Raw genomic sequence first — 17,071 nt, 5'->3', positions numbered from 1 at the left:
CAGGTCCGATACAGCTAGACTAGACTTGGTCCAAAACTCGACAGGGGCTTCCCGTGGAAACCGTGAACATCTACGACGCCAAGACTCGGCTCTCCCAGCTGGTCGACAAGGCTGCCTCGGGAGAGGACGTGGTCGTTAGTCGAAACGGAAAGCCGTTGGTCCGCATCACTCGACTGGAGGGCCCGAAGCGTCGTATCAAGTTCGGCTTGCTCAAGGGCAAGGTGAGCGTCCCCGAGAACTTTGACGCCCCGTTGCCCGACGACGTACTCGCGACCTTCGAAGGGCGCTGATGCGACTTCTGCTGGACACGCACATCTTCTTGTGGGCGGTTGCCGGGTCCCCGCTGCTGAAGCCGCCAGCACGCCACATCATCGAATCAGCGGACGCGGTGTATGTCTCTGCTGCCTCCATCTGGGAGATTGCGATCAAAGCCCGACTGGGGAAAATCGAAGCCGATCCCCAGGAGCTGGCGAACGCCATCGAAGCGAGCGGATTCTTGGAGCTGCCCGTCAAGGCAAGTCATGCAGCAGGAGTTGCCCAGCTGGCGCTCCACCACAACGACCCATTCGACCGGCTCCTGATTGCCCAGGCCCTTGCCGAGCCACTCAAGTTGCTGACGGTTGACGAGATGTTGGCGAAGTACAGCGATCTCGTGCTTCTCGTCTGAAGCCGCCCGGTTCGGGCTGCCGCCGCAGAACGGCGCTCAGGCCAGCACTTCGCCCAGCGGCATGCCCCGCTCCACCCCCGACTCCGGCCGCTCCTGTGCCAGCCGCGTGACGATCTGGCCCAGCTTCTGCAACGCCGCCTCCATGCGCGGCGACCAGGGCTCGCCGTACTGCAGCCGGATGTAGTGGTCGAAACGCCGGCCGCAGCTGAAGGCGGCGCCCGGCGCCACGCCGATGTGCTCGCGCCGCGCCAGCGCGAAGACTTCGCGTGAATCGACATGGCGCGGCAGCTCGATCCACAGCATCAGCCCACCCTGTGGCCGGCTGAGCCGGCAGCCGGGCGGAAAGTGGCGCGCCACCGCGTCGGCCATCTGGGTCGCCTGGGTCTTCAGCGCGGCGCGCAGCTTGCGCAGGTGGTGGTCGTAGCCGCCGTCGCGGATGAACTGCGCCAGCACCTCCTGCTGCAGCAGCGGGCAGGCCACCGAGGTGCGTACCTTCAGCGCCTGGGTCTTGAGGAAGTGCCGGCCTGGCGCGACCCAGCCGATGCGGTAGCCCGGTGCCACCGTCTTGGTGAAGGCCGAGCAGAGGATCACGTCGCCGTCGGTCTCGAAGCTCTTGAGCACCGGCGGGCGCTGCTCGCCGAAGTAGAGCTCGCCGTAGATGTCGCTCTCGATCAGCGTGATGCGGCGCTCGGCCATCATGCGCACCAGCCGGCGCTTGTGGGCCACCGGCATCAGGCTGCCCATCGGGTTGGGGAAGTTCGGCAGCAGCACGCAGGCCTTCACTGCCCCGGGGATCTGGGTGGCGAAGTCGAGCGCCTCCAGCGAGATGCCGTCGCGCGGGTGGCTGGGGATCTCCAGCACCTTCATGCCCAGGCTCTCGATCGATTGCAGCAGGTGGAAATAGGTGGGCGACTCCAGCACGATGGTGTCGCCCGGCGAGGCGACCGACTTGAGCGCGAGGTAGACCGCCTCCATGCCACCGTTGGTGATGACGATCTCGTCGGGGTGTAGGTGCACCCCCGAGGTGACGGCACGCCGCGCGATCTCCTGGCGCAGCGCGGTGCTGCCCGCCATCTGGTATTTCGACGCGTACTCCGGGTGGCGCCGGTTCACGCCCGCGAGCAGGTGCTGCAGCTTGGCCTCGGGCAGCAGGGTGCGCGCCGGCGCGGCGTTGAAGGAAGGCGCGGCCAGCGGGTGGTCGACCATCTGCAGGAACTCGTGCAGCACGTGGTCCATGCTGACGAAGGAGGCGCCGGCGATGCTCAGGTCGATCTGCGGCTCCGGCAAGGTGTAGGTGCGCGGCGCGACGAAATAACCCGACTTGGGGCGGGCCTGCACCAGGCCCCGGTTCTCCAGGCAGCGGTAGGCCTGCAGCGCGGTGGTCAGGCTGACGTCGTGCTGCTGGCTGAGCTGCCGCACCGAAGGCAGCCGGTCGCCGGGGCGCATCGCGCCGCTGGCGATGGCGCGTTCGATGCCGCCGGCCAGCCGCAGGTACAGCGGCGTTGCCGCCGAGTCGGCGGGCGCTGCGGAAACACCAGTCGGGCGAGCGGTATCCATACAGTCATTGTGAGGGGCGAGTGGGGGGGCGCACAGGTACAGATGTGCAGTTCTGTCGCCAGTACAGACACGCACAGGCGCATCTGTACTGCTTCGTTTTGGCGCGGCCTGCGTCTTACCCGCCGGGAGCGTCTTGCGAATACTGGGCAGCAACGATTCCACCGCCCTGCCCAGGAGATCCACGATGCGCCCCTCCCCCTCCTACGCCACCTTGCAGCTCGCCCCCGGGCAGCTGATGCACTTGCCGCTCAGCCGCTCGGCGACCCTCGAAGTGCGGCACGGCCGGGTCTGGGTCACCGCCAGCGGCGACCTGCACGACCACTTCCTGCATGCCGGTGACTCGCTGCAGCTGCGCCCGGGAGAAGGCGTGCTGCTCGGCGCGGAATCCGGCTCGGCCGTCGCGCTGGTCCGCCCGGCCTCGGCACTCGGCCGGCTGTTCGGCCGGCTGAGTGCGGCCCTGAGCCGGACGCCCCGTCCGGCGGCGCCGCCCGACAGCGCACCGGCCGTGGCCGGCTGAGGCCGCTCGTCGCCGCTGCGCCGCTTGTTGTCGCGCCGCGAGCCACCCGGCGCGCCGTCGGCACCGTCACAATGCGGGGGTCGTTTCACTGCCCGGCCCGCTTGCCGCCTGCTTCATGGACCTGCCCAGCCACCAACTCTCGATGACCGTGCTGATGACGCCGGACATGGCCAACTTCTCCGGCAACGTGCACGGCGGCACGATCCTGAAGCTGCTCGACCAGGTCGCCTATGCCTGCGCCAGCCGCTACGCGGGGCGTTATGTCGTGACGCTCTCGGTGGACCAGGTGATGTTCCGCCAGCCCATCCACGTCGGCGAACTGGTGACCTTCCTGGCCTCCGTCAACCACACCGGCACCTCCTCGATGGAGGTCGGCATCAAGGTGGTCGCGGAGAACATCCGCCAGCAGGTGGTGCGCCACGCCAACAGCTGCTTTTTCACGATGGTGGCGGTCGACGACGACGGCAAGCCCACCGCGGTGCCTGCGCTGACGCCCACCACGCCGGACGAGCGGCGCCGCCAGGAGGCCGCCAAGGTGCGCAAGCAACTGCGCCAGGAGCTCGAGCAGCGCTACCAGGGCATCCGCGCCAGCACCGTCTGAGCCCGCCGGCCCCACCCGGTGGGCATGGCCGACAATGCCTGCATGGCAAAGGAAAAAACGGTCTACACCTGCACGGAGTGCGGCGGCACCAGCCCCAAGTGGCTGGGCAAGTGCCCACATTGCAACGCCTGGAACACCCTGGAAGAGACGCTCGCGGACAGCGGCGGCGGCAGGCAGCACCGCTTCCAGGCGCTGGCGAAGTCGGCGCCGGTCACCTCGCTGGCCGAGATCGAGGCGGTGGACGTCGAGCGTTGCCCCACCGGGATCGATGAACTCGACCGCGTGCTGGGTGGCGGCATGGTGCCCGGCGGCGTGGTGCTGATCGGCGGCGACCCGGGCATCGGCAAGTCCACGCTGCTGCTGCAGGCGCTCGACGCGCTGTCCCAGCAGATGAAAGCCTTGTACGTCACAGGTGAAGAATCCGGCGCCCAGGTCGCGCTGCGGGCGCGCCGGCTGGGGCTGGACGGCTCCAAGGTCCGCGTGCAGGCCGAGATCCAGCTGGAGAAGATCCTCGCCACCATCGATGCGGAGAAGCCGGCCGTCGCGGTGATCGACTCGATCCAGACGGTCTACTCCGAGCAGCTCACCTCGGCCCCCGGTTCGGTGGCGCAGGTGCGCGAGTGCTCGGCCCAGCTGACCCGCACCGCCAAGGCCACCGGCACGGCCATGGTGCTGGTCGGCCACGTCACGAAGGAAGGCGCGCTGGCCGGCCCGCGTGTGCTCGAGCACATCGTCGACACGGTGCTCTACTTCGAGGGCGACACGCACAGCGCCTTCCGGCTGGTGCGGGCCTTCAAGAACCGTTTCGGCGCGGTCAACGAGATCGGCGTCTTCGCGATGACCGAGCGCGGCCTCAAGGGCGTCGCCAATCCGAGCGCGATTTTCCTGTCCACCCACGGCGAGCCGGTGCCCGGCTCCTGCGTGCTGGTGACCCTGGAAGGCACCCGCCCGATGCTGGTGGAGGTGCAGGCCCTGGTCGACAGCTCGCCCATCCCCAGCCCGCGCCGGCTCAGCGTCGGCCTGGAGCAGAACCGCCTGGCGATGCTGCTGGCGGTCATGCACCGGCATGCCGGCATCGCCTGCTTCGATCAGGACGTGTTCGTCAACGCGGTGGGCGGCGTGCGCATCAGCGAGCCGGCGGCCGACCTGGCGGTGATGCTGGCGATCCAGGGCTCGCTGCGCGGCAAGCCGCTGCCCAGAGGTTTCCTGACCTTCGGCGAGGTGGGCCTGGCCGGTGAGGTGCGCCCGGCGCCGCGCGGCCAGGAAAGGCTCAAGGAGGCGGCCAAGCTGGGTTTCAGCGTCGCCGTGGTGCCCAAGGCGAACATGCCGAAAAAGCCCATCGAGGGCCTGACCATCCACGCGGTGGAGCGGGTCGAGCAGGCCATCGACCTGGTGCGCGAGCTGGGCTGAGGCGCGCCCCGTGGCTACTTGACCAGCACCAGCGAGTACTGGTCCACCGAGGTCAGCGGCACTCGCTCGTCGAAGCTGAAGTCGACGTATTTCGCGTCGCCCTTGTCGATTTTCGCCTTGGCGGTGCTGCGGCCGACTTCCGCGCCGCCCGACATTGCCAACAGGCGCAGCGAGCCCTCGTAGCCGTTCTCCGAAACGATGTAGACCGTCATGCCCTTGCTCTTGCCGTCGGCCGCCGCCGGCAGCTCCTGGGCGCGCGTGACCTGCACGGCCTTGGCCGCCTCGGGATCGGCCAGGCGCACCGGCTTGGCCTGCAGCGAGGCGTCGAAACCCTTGCCCAGGCCGGTCACGACGTTGCCCACGCCTTCACCCACCGTGCCGCCCAGGTCCTTGCCCTGGCCCTTCACCACATTGCCGATGCCCTGGACGAAGTCGAGCTTCTCCTTGGCGAGGTCCTGGCCCTTCTCGGTCGCGGTCCGACTGTCGCAGCCAGCCAACAGTGCCAGGGCGGCTGCCAGCAGCGCCGCCTGTTTCGGCCCGGTCTTCTTCCACATCGTCTTCAATTCCCTCTCCTGTGAGTATTCCTCGGCAGGCACGCCGGCCCGCTGCGGCGATGTTAGTCCAATGGACTAGGCACTTCCGCCGCCCGGCTCCATCCCCCATTCGCGCTGGACGCCCTACACTGGCGAGCCATGAGTCCCTTCGCCGAGACCCCCGAGCCGCCCTATTACGCGGTGATCTTCAGCAACCTGCGCACGCCCGACGACCCCGAAGGCTACGGCGGCATGGCCGACCGCATGGTCGAACTGGCGGCCGGGCAGCCGGGCTACCTGGGTGTGGAAAGCGTGCGCGGGGCCGACGGCTTCGGCATCACCGTCTCCTACTGGCGCTCGCTGGAGGACATCGCTGCGTGGAAGGCGCATGTGGAGCACCAGGAGGCCCAGCGTCTCGGTCACCAGCGGTGGTACCAGCAGTTCGAGCTGCGCGTCGCGCGGGTCGAACAGGCGCGCAGCATGAAAAAACCCGCGCGCTGAGCCGGCCGGCGGCAGCGCGCCAGCAGGGGTGCCGGGCACCCCCCCGGAGGAAGGCCATGCGGCTTGCAATCGTGTCCGACATCCACGGCAACCTGCCGGCGCTCGACGCCGTGCTGGCCGACATCCAGGCCGCCGGGGCCGACGCCACCCTCAACCTGGGCGACATCGCCTCGGGCCCGCTGTGGCCCTGCGAGACGCTGGACCGTCTGATGCCCCTGGCGCTGCCCACCATCCGCGGCAACCACGAGCGGCAGGTGCTGCGGCCGCTGGAGGGCATGGGCCTGTCCGACCGCCACGCGGCCGAACGGCTGACGCCCCCGCAGCGCGAGTGGCTGGCCGGCCTGCCGGCCCAGCTGCGCTGGCGCGAGGAGGTCTATGCCTGCCATGGCACGCCGGGCAGCGACCTGCAGTACTTCATGGAGACCGTGTGCCCCGACTTCGGGGGGCGCGGCTGGCCCGGCGTGCGCGCGGCCAGCCACGCCGAGGTGCTGACGCGTGCGGGCGCGGCGCAGGCGGCCGTGATCCTTTGCGGCCACACCCACAAGCCGCGGGTCATGCAGCTCGAGGACGGCCGCCTGGTCGTCAACCCCGGCAGCGTCGGGCTGCAGGCCTACGACGACAGCCACCCGCACGAGCACGTGATGGAAAACGGCAGCCCGCACGCCCGCTATGCGCTGATCGAGAAAGGCGCAGCCGGCTGGTCGGTGCAGCTGCGCGCGGTGCCCTACGACTGGGAAGCGGCAGCCCGACAGGCCGAGCGCCACGGCCGGGGCGACTGGGCCGACGCCCTGCGTACCGGCCGCGTGGGCCGGCGCGAGGGCGACATCGCCGCCGCGCTGCGGGCATCCACAACGGACAAGGCGGCCCCAGGGCCTACCATCGCGCCATGAATCCATGGACAGGTTGGGCGCTGGCCCTCGCCGCCCTCGCGGTCGGCTGGTACGGCTACGGCTGGCAGGGTGTGGTGCTGGCCGTCAGCATCATCGTGTTCTGGCTGCTGCTGCAGTTCAACAAGGCAGTGCGCGTGATGCGGCAGGCCGGCAGCGCGCCGATCGGCTACATCGACAGCGCCGTGATGCTGAACGCCAAGATGCACACCGGCATGCGCATGATGCAGCTGGTGCTGCTGGCGCGCAGCCTGGGGGAGAAGCTGGGCGAGGCGCCCGAGCGCTACCGCTGGACCGATCCCGGCGGCTCGCACCTCACGGTGGAGGTGAAGGGCGGCAAGGTGGTGAGCTGGGAGTTGTGGCGGCCGCAAGACCCGACCGCCGGGGCCTGAGCCTTACGGTGCGGGCGCGCCCGCGACGGCGGCCGGGCGGTCGAAGCGGCTGCGGAGCTGTTCGCCGATCCGCTTGGCGACGGCCCTGATTCCGGCGTCGTAGCCTTCGGCGACACTGTCCGGACTGTTCACCAGGGTCTCGAACGTGCCATAGCGATACTTGTCGTCGCTGGGCAGGCTCCAGTACTTCTCTCCGCGCGAATCCGCTCCGTAGTAGAAGCCTTCCTCGAAGGGATAGGACTCCGAACCGGGCATGACCAACCACGCCGACACATTCAACTGAGGCAGGTAATACAGGGAGGTCTGGCTCGAGTACATGCCCATGGCGTCGAAACGAACATGCAACACCGGATTGCGGGTGGGGAGCTTCGTGTAGTCGACGTTGTCGGGGTCGTCGGGCGGCCCCTTCGGTCCGTCGATCAGCTCCACATCGAAGCCTTGTCGCGCCAGTTCCTCGATCAGGGCCGAGGTCATCTTCTTCCCGCTGGAGAGCCGATATTCCTCCATCTTCTGGTTGAAGGTCCGCGACTTGTAGCTGGTGTCGAGCGCCTGCACGCCCGCGCCCAGCAGGCCGCCGGTCGAGTTCAGGACCAGGTTGCTGTTCCTGGTGTAGAGCTCGCCGGGAGGGTCCACGCGCAGGACCGCCACCTTGGACAAGACAATTTTTGGCTCCGGGGCCAGGTTCTGTGACGTTCCGCATCCCGACATGAGCACGAACGAAAACAGGGCGACGGCCGAACTCGCGGCTCGAACAAGGCACTTCATCTGACGACTCTCCGAAAACGGCCCGGCTGTTCCGCCCTCGGCCCCGGACGTATTGTCAGGCCGGCACGTGAAAAATTGCGAGCCGACCCGCAGCGCGGCCAGGGAGAGTGAGCAAAGAAGTCCACAGCTTGCCCCGGTTCGTCAACCGTAGAATGACGCCCTTCAAGACCCAATAAACTGAGGAGCCCATCATGTCGATGGACGATCGCGACGGAAAGATCTGGATGGACGGCCAACTGGTGGAGTGGCGCGACGCCAAGATCCACGTGCTGTCGCACACCCTGCACTACGGCTGCGGCGCCTTCGAAGGCGTGCGCGCCTACAACACGGCCAAGGGCACCGCCATCTTCCGCCTGCGCGAGCACACCGAGCGGCTGTTCAACAGCGCCAAGATCCTGCGCATGAACATCCCCTTCACCCAGGAGCAGGTGAATGAGGCGCAGAAGGCAGTCGTGCGCGCCAACCAGCTGGAGAGCTGCTACATCCGCCCGCTGGTCTGGATCGGGTCCGAGAAGCTGGGCGTCAGCCCCAAGGGCAACAAGATCCACCTGATGGTCGCCGCCTGGTCCTGGGGCGCCTACCTGGGTGAAGAGGGCCTGAAGCGCGGCATCCGCGTCAAGACCTCCAGCTACACCCGCCACCACGTCAACATCACGATGACGCAGGCCAAGGCGGTGAGCAACTACACCAACTCCATCCTCGCCAACATGGAAGCGACCGACGAGGGCTACGACGAGGCGCTGCTGCTCGACTCGGCCGGCTTCGTCAGCGAAGGCGCGGGCGAAAACCTGTTCGTGATCAAGAACGGCGTCGTCTACACGCCCGACCTGTCGGCCGGCGCGCTCAACGGCATCACGCGCAACACCATCTTCGCGATCTGCGCCGACCTGGGGATCCGCATCGTCGAGAAGCGCATCACGCGCGACGAGATCTACATCTGCGACGAGGCCTTCTTCACCGGCACCGCCGCCGAGGTCACGCCGATCCGCGAGCTCGACCGCCTGCAGATCGGCGCCGGCCAGCGTGGACCGGTCACGGAGAAGATCCAGAATGCCTTCTTCGATATCGTCAACGGCCGCAACGCGAAATACGCGGAGTGGCTGACCCAGGTCTGAACACGAGGATGCCCCGATGAGCGAGTTCGTCAAATCCGTGGTTGAAGTGAGCGCGAAGGACCTGCAGGGACCGGGCGTCGTGTTCTGCCCCAACCCGAAGATGCCGCTGTGGAGCAACCACCCGCGCGTTTTCCTGGACGTGGCGGCCGGCGGCGAGGCGCGCTGCCCCTACTGCGGCACGATGTACAAGCTGAAGGCCGGCGAGAAGGTCCACGGGCATTGAGCCGGCGGCCATGGCAGCCCCCGGCCGCGATCCGACCGATGGTGTCCCGCCGCAGCCCCCGGGTCTCGGCCGGCCCGCACCGGGTTTTCTCCCGGTGGACAGCGGCCGCGCCCTGGCGCGCAGTGCCGTGAGGGCCGGCGCGATGGGCTACTCGCGCATCAAGCAGATGCTGCTGACGCTGCGCGACCTGATCCCCGCGGCGGCGCCCTTCATCGTGCTGACGGCGCTGCTGATGGCCGCCGCCTACTGGGTGCTGGACCCGACGCCCCCGAAACGCCTGGTGATGGCCACCGGCACCGAGCAGGGCGCCTACGAGGTGATGGGCCGGCGCTACCGGGAGCTGCTGGCGCCCTACGGCATCACGGTCGAACTGCGACCCTCGGGCGGCTCGGCCGACAACCTGGCCTGGCTGCAGCAGGCCGACAAGGACATCGACATCGCCTTCGTGCAGGGCGGCACCTGGCGGCGCCCGCCGGGCGACGAGGAGGCGCCCGACCCGGGGCTGGTCTCGCTCGGCAGCCTGTTCTACGAGCCGGTCTGGCTGTTCTACCGCGAGGACAGCGCCAAGCGCCTGCTCAAGCGCCCGCGGCTGCAGTCGCTGACCGAGCTGAAGGGCTGGCGTTTCAATGCCGGTTCGCCGGGCAGCGGCGTGCAGGCCCTGGCCGACGAGCTGATGGAGCTCAACGGACTGGACCGCGACACCCTCAAGCTGTCCCACCTGAGCAACACGCCGGCCGTCGTCGAGCTGCTGGAAGGCCGCTCCGACGCCATGCTGTTCGTCTCGGCACCCGACTCGCCGCTGATCCAGATGCTGCTGCAGACGCCCGGCATCCGCCTCTTCAACTTCTCGCAGTCGCACGCCTACGCGCGCAAGCTCAGGCACCTTTCGGCGGTGACCCTGCCGCGCGGGGTCGTCGACCTGGGCCGCGATCTGCCCGGCGAGGACGTGCAGCTGATCGCGCCCACCGCCACGCTGGTGGCGCGCGAAGGCCTGCACCCGGCGCTGGTGCAGCTGATGATGCAGGCGGCCGGCCGCATCCACGGTGAAGCCGGCTGGTTCGCGCGTGCCGGCGAGTTCCCCAACGCGGTGAACACCGACCTGCCGGTGGCCCCCGAGGCGCAGCGCTACCTGCGCAACGGCGCACCCTGGCTGCAGCGCTACCTGCCGTTCTGGGTCTCCAACGTGATCGACCGCATGTGGGTGGCGCTGCTGTCCATCGTCGCGGTGCTGATCCCGCTGTCGCGCCTGGTCCCGCCGCTCTACGAATTCCGGGTGCGCTCGCGCGTGTTTCGCTGGTACGCGCGGCTGCGCGAGGTCGAGGAGTCGCTGGAGCGGCCGGAGGTCGACACCCGCGAGCTGCTGGCCCAGCTCGACGATGTCGAGGCACGCGCCTCCCAGATCAGCGTGCCGCTGTCCTACGCCGACGAGCTGTATGCGCTGCGCCAGCACATCGACCTGGTCCGTGGCAAGCTGCGCCAGACCATGGAGGCCCAGGCGGTCGGCTGAGCGCCAGGCCGCACCGGCCCCTCGTGCCGGGGGGACGCGCCGCGGCCGTCCCGGGAAAGCGCAGCCGCTCCGTACAATCGCGGCTACTGAAGGCCACCCATGACCCCGCCGCAAGAATTCATCCTGACCCTCTCCTGCAAGGACGCCAAGGGCATCGTCTATGCCGTCTCGGGCCTGCTCTACCAGGCCGGCTGCAACATCATCGATTCGCAGCAGTTCGGCGACGTGCAGGATCCGGACGGCACCGGCCTCTTTTTCATGCGGGTGCACTTCGAGGCCCCCGCCCACCTGGCCGACGTCGCGACGCTGGACCGGCTGTTCGTCCATGTCGGCCAGCAGTTCGGCATGCAGGCGAAGTTCCATTCGCTGGCACGCAAGCCCCGCCTGCTGATCATGGTCAGCAAACACGGCCACTGCCTCAACGACCTGCTGTTTCGCTGGCGCTCCGGGCAGTTGCAGGTCGACATCCCGGCCATCGTCTCCAACCACCCCGACTTCGCCGAGCTGGCCGCCAGCTACGGCCTGCCCTTCCACCACCTGCCACTGCCCACCGGCGCACCCGCCGAGGCCAAGCGCGCCCAGGAACAGCAGGTCGAGCGCCTGGTCGACGAGCACGAGATCGACCTGGTGGTGCTGGCGCGCTACATGCAGATCCTGAGCCCGCAGTTCTGCGACTTCCTCAAGGGCCGCGCGATCAACATCCACCACAGCTTCCTGCCCAGCTTCAAGGGCGCCAAGCCCTACTACCAGGCGCATGAGCGCGGCGTCAAGCTGATCGGCGCAACCGCCCACTACGTCACGGCCGACCTCGACGAAGGGCCCATCATCGAGCAGGATGTCGAGCGCGTCGACCACTCGCTGAGCCCGGAGGACTTCACCGCCGTGGGCCGCGACGTCGAGTGTGTGGTGCTCGCGCGCGCGGTGCGCTGGCACGTCGAGCACCGCGTGCTGATGAACGGCCGCAAGACCATCGTCTTCCCCTGAACCTGCCCCTGCCCGCCATGCCCAGACCGCCCGCGACGCTCGCCTCCCCCGAGGACATCGAAGCCCAGTTCTACGAAGCGCTGCAGCAAGGCGATATCGAGAAGATGATGTCGGTCTGGTCGGACGACGACGAGATCGTCTGCATCCACCCGGGCGGCCCGCGCCTGCTCGGGGCGGCCGCCATCCGGGCCGCTTTCGAGCAGCTGTTCGCCGCCGGCAACCTCGAGGTGCGGCCGGAGAAGGTGCGCCGCATCAACACGCTGACCACCGCAGTGCACAGCGTGGTGGAGCAGGTGAGGCACAGCAGCGCCGACGGCCTGCACACCGGCACGGTCCTCGCGACCAACGTCTATGTGAAGACGCCGCTGGGCTGGCGACTGGTGTGCCACCACGCCAGCTCCGGCGCGGCGGTCGATTTGCAGGACCTGGGCGGCAGTCTCGGCATGCTGCACTGAAGCCGCGTTTCGCTGTCCCGACTCACCCCACAGGCTTTCGAGGTCCAGGACCATGCTCGGCTACCGTGCGCCTCGCTGGCTGACCGGCTCCGGCCCGGTCGGCGGCAATGTGCAGACCATCTGGCCGGCGCTGTTCTCGCGCCGCTTCCTCGGTCCCGCGCCGCTCTATGCACGCGAACGCTGGACCACCCCCGACCAGGACTTCGTCGACATCGACCGGCTGGTCTACGCGGAACCGTCCGCTGGCGCGGCACCGCCTCCCGACGCGCCGCTGCTGGTGCTCTTCCACGGCCTGGAAGGCTCGTCGCGCAGCCACTATGCGGAGGCCTTCGCGCACTGGGCGGCACGGCACCGCTGGCACTACGCGGTGCCGCATTTCCGCGGCTGCTCGGGCGAGCTCAACCTCGCGCCGCGCGCTTACCACTCGGGCGACCACGAGGAGATCGGCTGGATGCTGGCGCGCCTGCGCGAGGCGCACACCGGGCCGATGCTCGCGGTCGGCGTCTCGCTGGGCGGCAATGCGCTGCTGCGCTGGGCCGAGGAAGCCGGCGAGACAGCCGCCCGCAGCGTGCGCGCCGTCTGCGCCATCAGTTCGCCGCTGGACCTCGCGGCCGGCGGCGCGGCGATCGGGCGCGGCTTCAACCGGCTGGTGTACAGCCGCATGTTCCTCAACACGATGAAACCCAAGGCCCTGAGGAAGCTGGCCCAGCATCCCGGCCTGTTCGACCGCGAGCGGCTGCTGGCGGCACGCACTCTCTACGAGTTCGACAACGTCTTCACTGCACCGCTGCATGGCTTCCGCGACACCGACGACTACTGGTCGCGCGCCTCGAGCAAGCCGCTGCTGCACCGCATCCGCGTGCCGGCGCTGGTGCTCAACGCCCTCAACGACCCCTTCGTGCCGGCCGCCAGCCTGCCGCGGCAGGACCAGGTGGGCGAGTTCGTGACGCTCTGGCAGCCGCCCCACGGCGGCCACGTCGGCTTTCCGTCCGGGCACTGGCCTGGTCACGTCTTGACACTACCGGAGCAGGTGCTGAACTGGATGCAGAAGCAGCTTTGACGGACGATTCAGGCTTTTGACGTGGTTGTGGGACCGTCGGGGTCGGCGGCGCCGGGGGATTGGAGACCGCCGGGCCGCACTGCGGCTGCGAGATCGACGGGATCGGGGGTGCAGAGATGGACGAGATCGTCAAGGCGGCACTGAAGAAGTGGCCGAACGTGCCGGCCTGCCGCGGCTGGCTGGCGCTCGATGCGCGGGGCGACTGGTACATGCGCGACGAGCGCATCCAGGCAGCCGGACCTTTTCCGGAGGTCAAGGGCAGCCGCATCACGCACGACAAGCTGAAGGACTTCATCCACCGCAACTATGCGGCCGATGCACAAGGTGCGTGGTTCTTCCAGAACGGACCGCAGCGCGTGTATGTGGAGCTGGAAGCGGCCCCGTGGGTGTGGCGGCTGCAGCCCGACCCGGGCGGCCCGGTGCTGATCTGCGCCCACACCGGGGCGCCGGCCCGCTATGAATCGGCCTGGCTGGACGAACACGGACGGCTCTTCCTCCACACCGACCTCGGCTTCGGTGTGGTTCACACACTGGACATGGAAGCGGCCTCCCACGCCGTCGAAGCCGGGCTGTGGCAGCCCGAGGACGGGCGCTTCGACAGCTTCCCGGGGCGCTTCGGCTATGTGCTGAGCCCGCAGCAGCAGACGCTCTGAGCCGCTGCCCGGAGGCCCGGAAACGACAAAGGCCGGTCACAACACCGGCCTTTGTTCAGATCGAAGCGATCTGGTTCAGCAGAGAGCGTTCAGGCGGCCGTCACTTGACGGTATCGACCATGTAAGCGACGACGGCCTTGATGTCGGCGTCGCTCGCGCTGGCAGCGCCGCCCTTGGGCGGCATCGCGCCCTTGCCCTTGATCGCGCTGGCGGTCAGCCCCTCGACACCCTGTGCCAGGCGGGGGCCCCAGGCGGCCTTGTCGCCGAGCTTGGGCGCACCCGCCACACCGGCGGCGTGGCAGACCTGGCAAGCCTGCGCGTAGAGGGCCGGCACCGCCGCGGCGGCCGGGCTGCCCTGGGCAGCAGCAGGTGCGGAGGCTTCGGCGCCCTTGGCCGCCGCAGCGACAGCGGCGGCAGCGTTCTGGGCCGCCTGGGTGTCCTGCGGGCTCGGCTCGGTGGCCGAAGCGGCTGCAGCGGCCGGCGTCGCCGCCTTGGGCTCCTCGAACTTGGCGCCGGCGGCATTGGCCATGTAGACCACCGCACGGCCGATCTCGAGGTCGCTGAAATCGCCGCCACCTTGCGGGCCCATGGCGCCCTTGCCCTTGAGGGCCGCCTGCAGCAGCGGGTCGTACCCCTGCTTCACACGCTCGCCCCAGGCCGCCGCGTCACCCAGCTTGGGGGCGCCAGCCGCGCCGGTGGCGTGGCAGGCGGCGCACTGCGCCTTGAAGACATCGATGCCGGCCTTGAGCGTGGCGGGGTCGGAGAGGTCCTTCAGCTCGATGCTGCCGATCGGCTGGATGCGGCGGGCGATCGCTTCTTCGCTGAAACCATCGCTGCCCGCGCCTTCCTTCTTGTCGACCACGACGAAGGTGACCAGCAGCAGGATCCCGAGGATGGGGATCAGGAACGAGAACACCACCGCAACGATCAATTGCTTGGGCGTCTTGATCGGGCCCTCGTGCGGGCCTTCGTGTTCGTCGTGGGCGTTGTGTTTGTCGCTCATGGGCTCAAATCCTCGACTGCGGGAGCGTGTGTTGGTGGGGCGGGCATCCGCGCTGCAAAACCTCGGGATTATACGGGCCGCCCTCTGCACGGGCGGATAGGGGGCGCACGCGGCGCCCCACTGTGGCGCCTTGCCCTCGCCGGGCTGCCGGATGGCCCGCCGGCCGCCTTCGTGGATCGATGATCGAACGAGGCGCGCAAGCAATCCTCGCTTTAGCGGTTAACATACGCATCTTTGCGCCCGTAGCTCAGTGGATAGAGTATTGGCCTCCGAAGCCAAGGGTCGCTGGTTCGATCCCAGCCGGGCGCGCCACTTTCGCAGTGGCAGATCGACCCCGTCGTCGCCTGCGCTGACGTCTTGGATGTGACCCGTCCCCGGGTCGGGTGCGCACCGCAGCACCTCCCACCGTCTTTTTGTTCCCGTCGTCCCTTCGCGCCTGGCCTCGGCCCGCCGTGTAGGACGTCCGCCGACAGCGGCCGGCGGGAGCGGGTGCAACACTTCGCCTCCGATTTTTCCGCTTCCGAGCCGCGTGCCATGGCCCTCTCCACTTCCCGCGAACCTCTTTTCATCCGCTGGCTCAACAAGCAGACGGGCCGCACCGACGTGGTCGGCGACCTGGCGGCTTTTGCGCGCGAGGACGAGTGGGCGAGCCAGATCGACGACAGCCTGCAGCACTGGATTTGTCATCTGCAGCTGTGCCGGGCGCCGCAGCGCCTGCAGGAGGCAGCCCGCCTGGCGTGGAGCGAATACAGCCGGCGGGCGGCCGGGCAGCCGGTCGCCTTGAGGGTGGGCTGAGCGCCGGCGACACCGCAGCCTCAGCTTGTTGGGTACGGGGCTTGCATGACACAACGCAAGTGCAGGCGGTCCGAGGGCTGGGCCTGTCAGACCGCCGATCGCCTCCGGGCCCCAACCGCCATGCCATGCAAGCTGAAGCCTCCTCACGCGTCGACCTGAGCGAGGTCCTCACGGACCTGAGCCGGCGGCATCTGCTCGATGCCGCGGCGCGGCAGATGCCGTTTTTCTTCGATCACGAAGGGGGCCGCCCCCAGGTCGATCGCGCCCGGGCCGACGCGATCACGCGGCTTGCCGACTTCTTGCTGAACTACACCATGGCACGCGCCCGCCACGGCAGCGTGTTCTTCTCGGTGCGCGCGCAACCGACGGCGCCGCTGCACTGCCGGCTCGAACTCCAGGTGGCCGACGCGGGGGGCGACGGGCCGCCATCGGCCGAGGAGGAGGGCGGCGCCGAGCCGGCGGTGGACCTCACGACGCCGATCACCACCCTGGGTTCGGCCCGCTCGCTGTGCACGCTCCTGGGCGGCCGGCTCGAAGTCGGGTTCCTGCCCGGCGAAGGCAGCGTGCTGCGCGCCTGCCTGGACCTCGACGGCCCGTGCGAGGACGAAGAGGACGTCGACGCCGGCGGCGCCGAGGTCTGGCTCATCGGCGAGCCGCCCATCGTCTACGAGTCGCTGACGCGTCGCATGCAGCGGCTGGGCTGGCGCATCCGGCTGATCAGCACGGCCGGGGAGGCGCGCCAGGGCCTCGGGTCGGGCCGCCTCAGAACCCCGCCGGCCCTGGTGCTCGGTTCGCCCCTGTACGGCGTGCACCTGGACGAGCTGGTGGGCCTGCGCCCGCTGCTCGATGCGGCCACGGCCGTCGCCTTCCTGCCGCCGTCCGAACAGGCCCCGGACCGCGTACCGGCCGGCATCGACGTTATCGTGCCGCCGCTGAGCCCGTCCGAGCTGCTCTCGCTGACACGCCAGGCGATTCACTTCAGCCGGCGTCCGTCGGGCGAGACCGTGCCCGCGGCCCTGACCCTCGACGACCGCCCGCGCCTGCTGGTGGCCGACGACAACGAAGTCAACCAGCGCCTTTTCGCCGAGATGCTGCAGGTGCTGGGCTACGAGGTCGATATCGTCGGCGACGGGCAGGCGGCGGTGGCCTACTGCCTGTCCGGCGCGCCGCGCGGCATCCTGATGGACGTGATGATGCCGCGCATGAACGGGCTGGAGGCGACCCGCGCGCTGCGCCGCCATCAGGCGGCCGGCGAGCTGCCCTACTTCCCCATCATCGCGGCCACCGCCCTGGTGAGCGAACGCGATCGCCACGACTGCCTGATGGCCGGCATGGACGGCTACCTCAGCAAGCCCATGGACCTGCGGGCGCTGGCGCGCGAGATCTACCACCACGTGCCGCTGCCGCAGGGGCGTCTGGACCCTGCGGGTGACAGCGCCTGAGGCG

21 protein-coding genes and 1 tRNA gene are annotated in these 17,071 nt (G+C 69.1%); 18 read left to right on the top strand and 4 right to left on the bottom strand.

Annotated features, from left to right (window positions below; translation table 11 throughout):
• The first annotated feature begins 53 nt into the window (after positions 1-53).
• Positions 54-290, top strand: coding sequence for a type II toxin-antitoxin system Phd/YefM family antitoxin (locus tag OOT46_RS19555; RefSeq protein WP_265405309.1), 237 nt, complete (start codon positions 54-56; stop codon positions 288-290).
• Positions 290-667, top strand: a complete 378-nt coding sequence (locus OOT46_RS19550) for a type II toxin-antitoxin system VapC family toxin (protein WP_265405308.1) — start codon at positions 290-292, stop codon at positions 665-667. Before OOT46_RS19555 ends, OOT46_RS19550 begins: the two co-directional genes overlap by 1 nt.
• Before the next feature lie 36 nt (positions 668-703).
• Here OOT46_RS19550 and OOT46_RS19545 read toward each other — a convergent pair whose 3' ends face one another.
• Entirely contained in the window at positions 704-2,224 is a 1,521-nt protein-coding gene (locus OOT46_RS19545; protein WP_265405307.1) for a PLP-dependent aminotransferase family protein, read from the bottom strand.
• 184 nt (positions 2,225-2,408) lie between these two features.
• Here OOT46_RS19545 and OOT46_RS19540 point away from each other — a divergent pair, with 184 nt between their 5' ends.
• From OOT46_RS19540 to radA, 3 genes are all read left to right on the top strand, one after another.
• A complete protein-coding gene (locus tag OOT46_RS19540; protein ID WP_265405306.1) occupies positions 2,409-2,741 on the top strand; it encodes a DUF2917 domain-containing protein in 333 nt (110 codons plus the stop codon).
• A gap of 115 nt (positions 2,742-2,856) precedes the next feature.
• Complete coding sequence (locus OOT46_RS19535) at positions 2,857-3,342, top strand: acyl-CoA thioesterase (RefSeq protein ID WP_265405305.1); 486 nt, start codon at positions 2,857-2,859, stop codon at positions 3,340-3,342.
• Positions 3,343-3,384: 42 nt separating this feature from the next.
• On the top strand, positions 3,385-4,752 hold the full coding sequence (radA, locus tag OOT46_RS19530) for a DNA repair protein RadA (protein ID WP_265405304.1): 1,368 nt from the start codon (positions 3,385-3,387) through the stop codon (positions 4,750-4,752).
• 14 nt (positions 4,753-4,766) lie between these two features.
• Here the strand turns inward: radA and OOT46_RS19525 are convergent, their stop codons facing one another.
• Positions 4,767-5,315 (bottom strand): hypothetical protein, encoded by a 549-nt coding sequence (locus OOT46_RS19525; protein WP_265405303.1) that lies wholly within the window; start codon positions 5,313-5,315, stop codon positions 4,767-4,769.
• Between the two features lie 129 nt (positions 5,316-5,444).
• On the opposite strand from OOT46_RS19525, the gene OOT46_RS19520 reads away from it, so the two are divergent.
• Genes OOT46_RS19520 through OOT46_RS19510 form a run of 3 tightly spaced genes read left to right on the top strand, consistent with a single transcriptional unit; the run spans position 5,445 to position 7,065 of the window.
• Positions 5,445-5,786 (top strand): antibiotic biosynthesis monooxygenase family protein, encoded by a 342-nt coding sequence (locus tag OOT46_RS19520; protein ID WP_265405302.1) that lies wholly within the window; start codon positions 5,445-5,447, stop codon positions 5,784-5,786.
• Between the two features lie 56 nt (positions 5,787-5,842).
• Positions 5,843-6,676, top strand: a complete 834-nt coding sequence (locus OOT46_RS19515; RefSeq protein ID WP_265405301.1) for a metallophosphoesterase family protein — start codon at positions 5,843-5,845, stop codon at positions 6,674-6,676.
• Positions 6,673-7,065 (top strand): hypothetical protein, encoded by a 393-nt coding sequence (locus tag OOT46_RS19510; protein WP_265405300.1) that lies wholly within the window; start codon positions 6,673-6,675, stop codon positions 7,063-7,065. The genes OOT46_RS19515 and OOT46_RS19510 overlap by 4 nt, the downstream gene beginning before the upstream one ends.
• Before the next feature lie 3 nt (positions 7,066-7,068).
• Here OOT46_RS19510 and OOT46_RS19505 read toward each other — a convergent pair whose 3' ends face one another.
• Complete coding sequence (locus OOT46_RS19505; protein ID WP_265405299.1) at positions 7,069-7,830, bottom strand: hypothetical protein; 762 nt, start codon at positions 7,828-7,830, stop codon at positions 7,069-7,071.
• A gap of 191 nt (positions 7,831-8,021) precedes the next feature.
• Here OOT46_RS19505 and OOT46_RS19500 point away from each other — a divergent pair, with 191 nt between their 5' ends.
• The 7 genes from OOT46_RS19500 to OOT46_RS19470 all read left to right on the top strand — a co-directional run bounded on the left by OOT46_RS19500 (position 8,022) and on the right by OOT46_RS19470 (position 13,827).
• Positions 8,022-8,945 carry a branched-chain amino acid transaminase gene (locus tag OOT46_RS19500; RefSeq protein WP_265405298.1) on the top strand — a complete coding sequence of 308 codons (924 nt, stop codon included), beginning with the start codon at positions 8,022-8,024 and terminating at the stop codon, positions 8,943-8,945.
• A gap of 16 nt (positions 8,946-8,961) precedes the next feature.
• The gene (locus OOT46_RS19495) at positions 8,962-9,168 is read left to right on the top strand and encodes a zinc-finger domain-containing protein (protein ID WP_265405297.1); all 207 of its coding nucleotides are present in this window, start codon (positions 8,962-8,964) and stop codon (positions 9,166-9,168) included.
• A gap of 10 nt (positions 9,169-9,178) precedes the next feature.
• Positions 9,179-10,675, top strand: coding sequence for a TAXI family TRAP transporter solute-binding subunit (locus OOT46_RS19490; protein WP_322114270.1), 1,497 nt, complete (start codon positions 9,179-9,181; stop codon positions 10,673-10,675).
• Between the two features lie 99 nt (positions 10,676-10,774).
• Positions 10,775-11,659, top strand: a complete 885-nt coding sequence (purU, locus tag OOT46_RS19485; RefSeq protein WP_265405296.1) for a formyltetrahydrofolate deformylase — start codon at positions 10,775-10,777, stop codon at positions 11,657-11,659.
• A gap of 17 nt (positions 11,660-11,676) precedes the next feature.
• Positions 11,677-12,114, top strand: coding sequence for a YybH family protein (locus tag OOT46_RS19480; RefSeq protein ID WP_265405295.1), 438 nt, complete (start codon positions 11,677-11,679; stop codon positions 12,112-12,114).
• A 52-nt stretch (positions 12,115-12,166) separates the two neighbouring features.
• A complete protein-coding gene (locus tag OOT46_RS19475) occupies positions 12,167-13,174 on the top strand; it encodes a YheT family hydrolase (protein ID WP_265405294.1) in 1,008 nt (335 codons plus the stop codon).
• A gap of 116 nt (positions 13,175-13,290) precedes the next feature.
• Positions 13,291-13,827, top strand: coding sequence for a DUF2946 family protein (locus OOT46_RS19470; protein WP_265405293.1), 537 nt, complete (start codon positions 13,291-13,293; stop codon positions 13,825-13,827).
• Between the two features lie 100 nt (positions 13,828-13,927).
• Here OOT46_RS19470 and OOT46_RS19465 read toward each other — a convergent pair whose 3' ends face one another.
• Positions 13,928-14,830, bottom strand: a complete 903-nt coding sequence (locus OOT46_RS19465) for a c-type cytochrome (protein WP_265405292.1) — start codon at positions 14,828-14,830, stop codon at positions 13,928-13,930.
• Between the two features lie 236 nt (positions 14,831-15,066).
• Here OOT46_RS19465 and OOT46_RS19460 point away from each other — a divergent pair.
• The 3 genes from OOT46_RS19460 (at position 15,067) to OOT46_RS19450 (ending at position 17,067) form a co-directional block, all read left to right on the top strand.
• Positions 15,067-15,142: transfer RNA gene (locus OOT46_RS19460), tRNA-Arg, on the top strand.
• Between the two features lie 222 nt (positions 15,143-15,364).
• Entirely contained in the window at positions 15,365-15,625 is a 261-nt protein-coding gene (locus OOT46_RS19455) for a hypothetical protein (protein ID WP_265405291.1), read from the top strand.
• 125 nt (positions 15,626-15,750) lie between these two features.
• A complete protein-coding gene (locus tag OOT46_RS19450; RefSeq protein WP_265405290.1) occupies positions 15,751-17,067 on the top strand; it encodes a response regulator in 1,317 nt (438 codons plus the stop codon).
• Positions 17,068-17,071 lie beyond the last annotated feature (4 nt).

This window comes from Aquabacterium sp. A7-Y (assembly GCF_026153205.1).
Taxonomy (GTDB): Bacteria; Pseudomonadota; Gammaproteobacteria; order Burkholderiales; family Burkholderiaceae_C; genus Caldimonas.
Note: the sequence above shows the minus strand (reverse complement) of the source record. Positions and strands in the feature narration are given on the sequence as shown.

What these genes read in the sequence shown, in the direction of transcription:
- OOT46_RS19550 (WP_265405308.1), top strand. Translation starts at nt 290, where the DNA reads ATGCGACTTCTGCTGGACACGCACATCTTCTTGTGGGCGGTTGCCGGG.
- OOT46_RS19545 (WP_265405307.1), bottom strand. Translation starts at nt 2,224, where the DNA reads ATGGATACCGCTCGCCCGACTGGTGTTTCCGCAGCGCCCGCCGACTCG.
- OOT46_RS19540 (WP_265405306.1), top strand. Translation starts at nt 2,409, where the DNA reads ATGCGCCCCTCCCCCTCCTACGCCACCTTGCAGCTCGCCCCCGGGCAG.
- OOT46_RS19535 (WP_265405305.1), top strand. Translation starts at nt 2,857, where the DNA reads ATGGACCTGCCCAGCCACCAACTCTCGATGACCGTGCTGATGACGCCG.
- radA (WP_265405304.1), top strand. Translation starts at nt 3,385, where the DNA reads ATGGCAAAGGAAAAAACGGTCTACACCTGCACGGAGTGCGGCGGCACC.
- OOT46_RS19520 (WP_265405302.1), top strand. Translation starts at nt 5,445, where the DNA reads ATGAGTCCCTTCGCCGAGACCCCCGAGCCGCCCTATTACGCGGTGATC.
- OOT46_RS19515 (WP_265405301.1), top strand. Translation starts at nt 5,843, where the DNA reads ATGCGGCTTGCAATCGTGTCCGACATCCACGGCAACCTGCCGGCGCTC.
- OOT46_RS19510 (WP_265405300.1), top strand. Translation starts at nt 6,673, where the DNA reads ATGAATCCATGGACAGGTTGGGCGCTGGCCCTCGCCGCCCTCGCGGTC.
- OOT46_RS19505 (WP_265405299.1), bottom strand. Translation starts at nt 7,830, where the DNA reads ATGAAGTGCCTTGTTCGAGCCGCGAGTTCGGCCGTCGCCCTGTTTTCG.
- OOT46_RS19500 (WP_265405298.1), top strand. Translation starts at nt 8,022, where the DNA reads ATGTCGATGGACGATCGCGACGGAAAGATCTGGATGGACGGCCAACTG.
- OOT46_RS19495 (WP_265405297.1), top strand. Translation starts at nt 8,962, where the DNA reads ATGAGCGAGTTCGTCAAATCCGTGGTTGAAGTGAGCGCGAAGGACCTG.
- OOT46_RS19490 (WP_322114270.1), top strand. Translation starts at nt 9,179, where the DNA reads ATGGCAGCCCCCGGCCGCGATCCGACCGATGGTGTCCCGCCGCAGCCC.
- purU (WP_265405296.1), top strand. Translation starts at nt 10,775, where the DNA reads ATGACCCCGCCGCAAGAATTCATCCTGACCCTCTCCTGCAAGGACGCC.
- OOT46_RS19480 (WP_265405295.1), top strand. Translation starts at nt 11,677, where the DNA reads ATGCCCAGACCGCCCGCGACGCTCGCCTCCCCCGAGGACATCGAAGCC.
- OOT46_RS19475 (WP_265405294.1), top strand. Translation starts at nt 12,167, where the DNA reads ATGCTCGGCTACCGTGCGCCTCGCTGGCTGACCGGCTCCGGCCCGGTC.
- OOT46_RS19470 (WP_265405293.1), top strand. Translation starts at nt 13,291, where the DNA reads ATGGACGAGATCGTCAAGGCGGCACTGAAGAAGTGGCCGAACGTGCCG.
- OOT46_RS19465 (WP_265405292.1), bottom strand. Translation starts at nt 14,830, where the DNA reads ATGAGCGACAAACACAACGCCCACGACGAACACGAAGGCCCGCACGAG.
- OOT46_RS19455 (WP_265405291.1), top strand. Translation starts at nt 15,365, where the DNA reads ATGGCCCTCTCCACTTCCCGCGAACCTCTTTTCATCCGCTGGCTCAAC.
- OOT46_RS19450 (WP_265405290.1), top strand. Translation starts at nt 15,751, where the DNA reads ATGCAAGCTGAAGCCTCCTCACGCGTCGACCTGAGCGAGGTCCTCACG.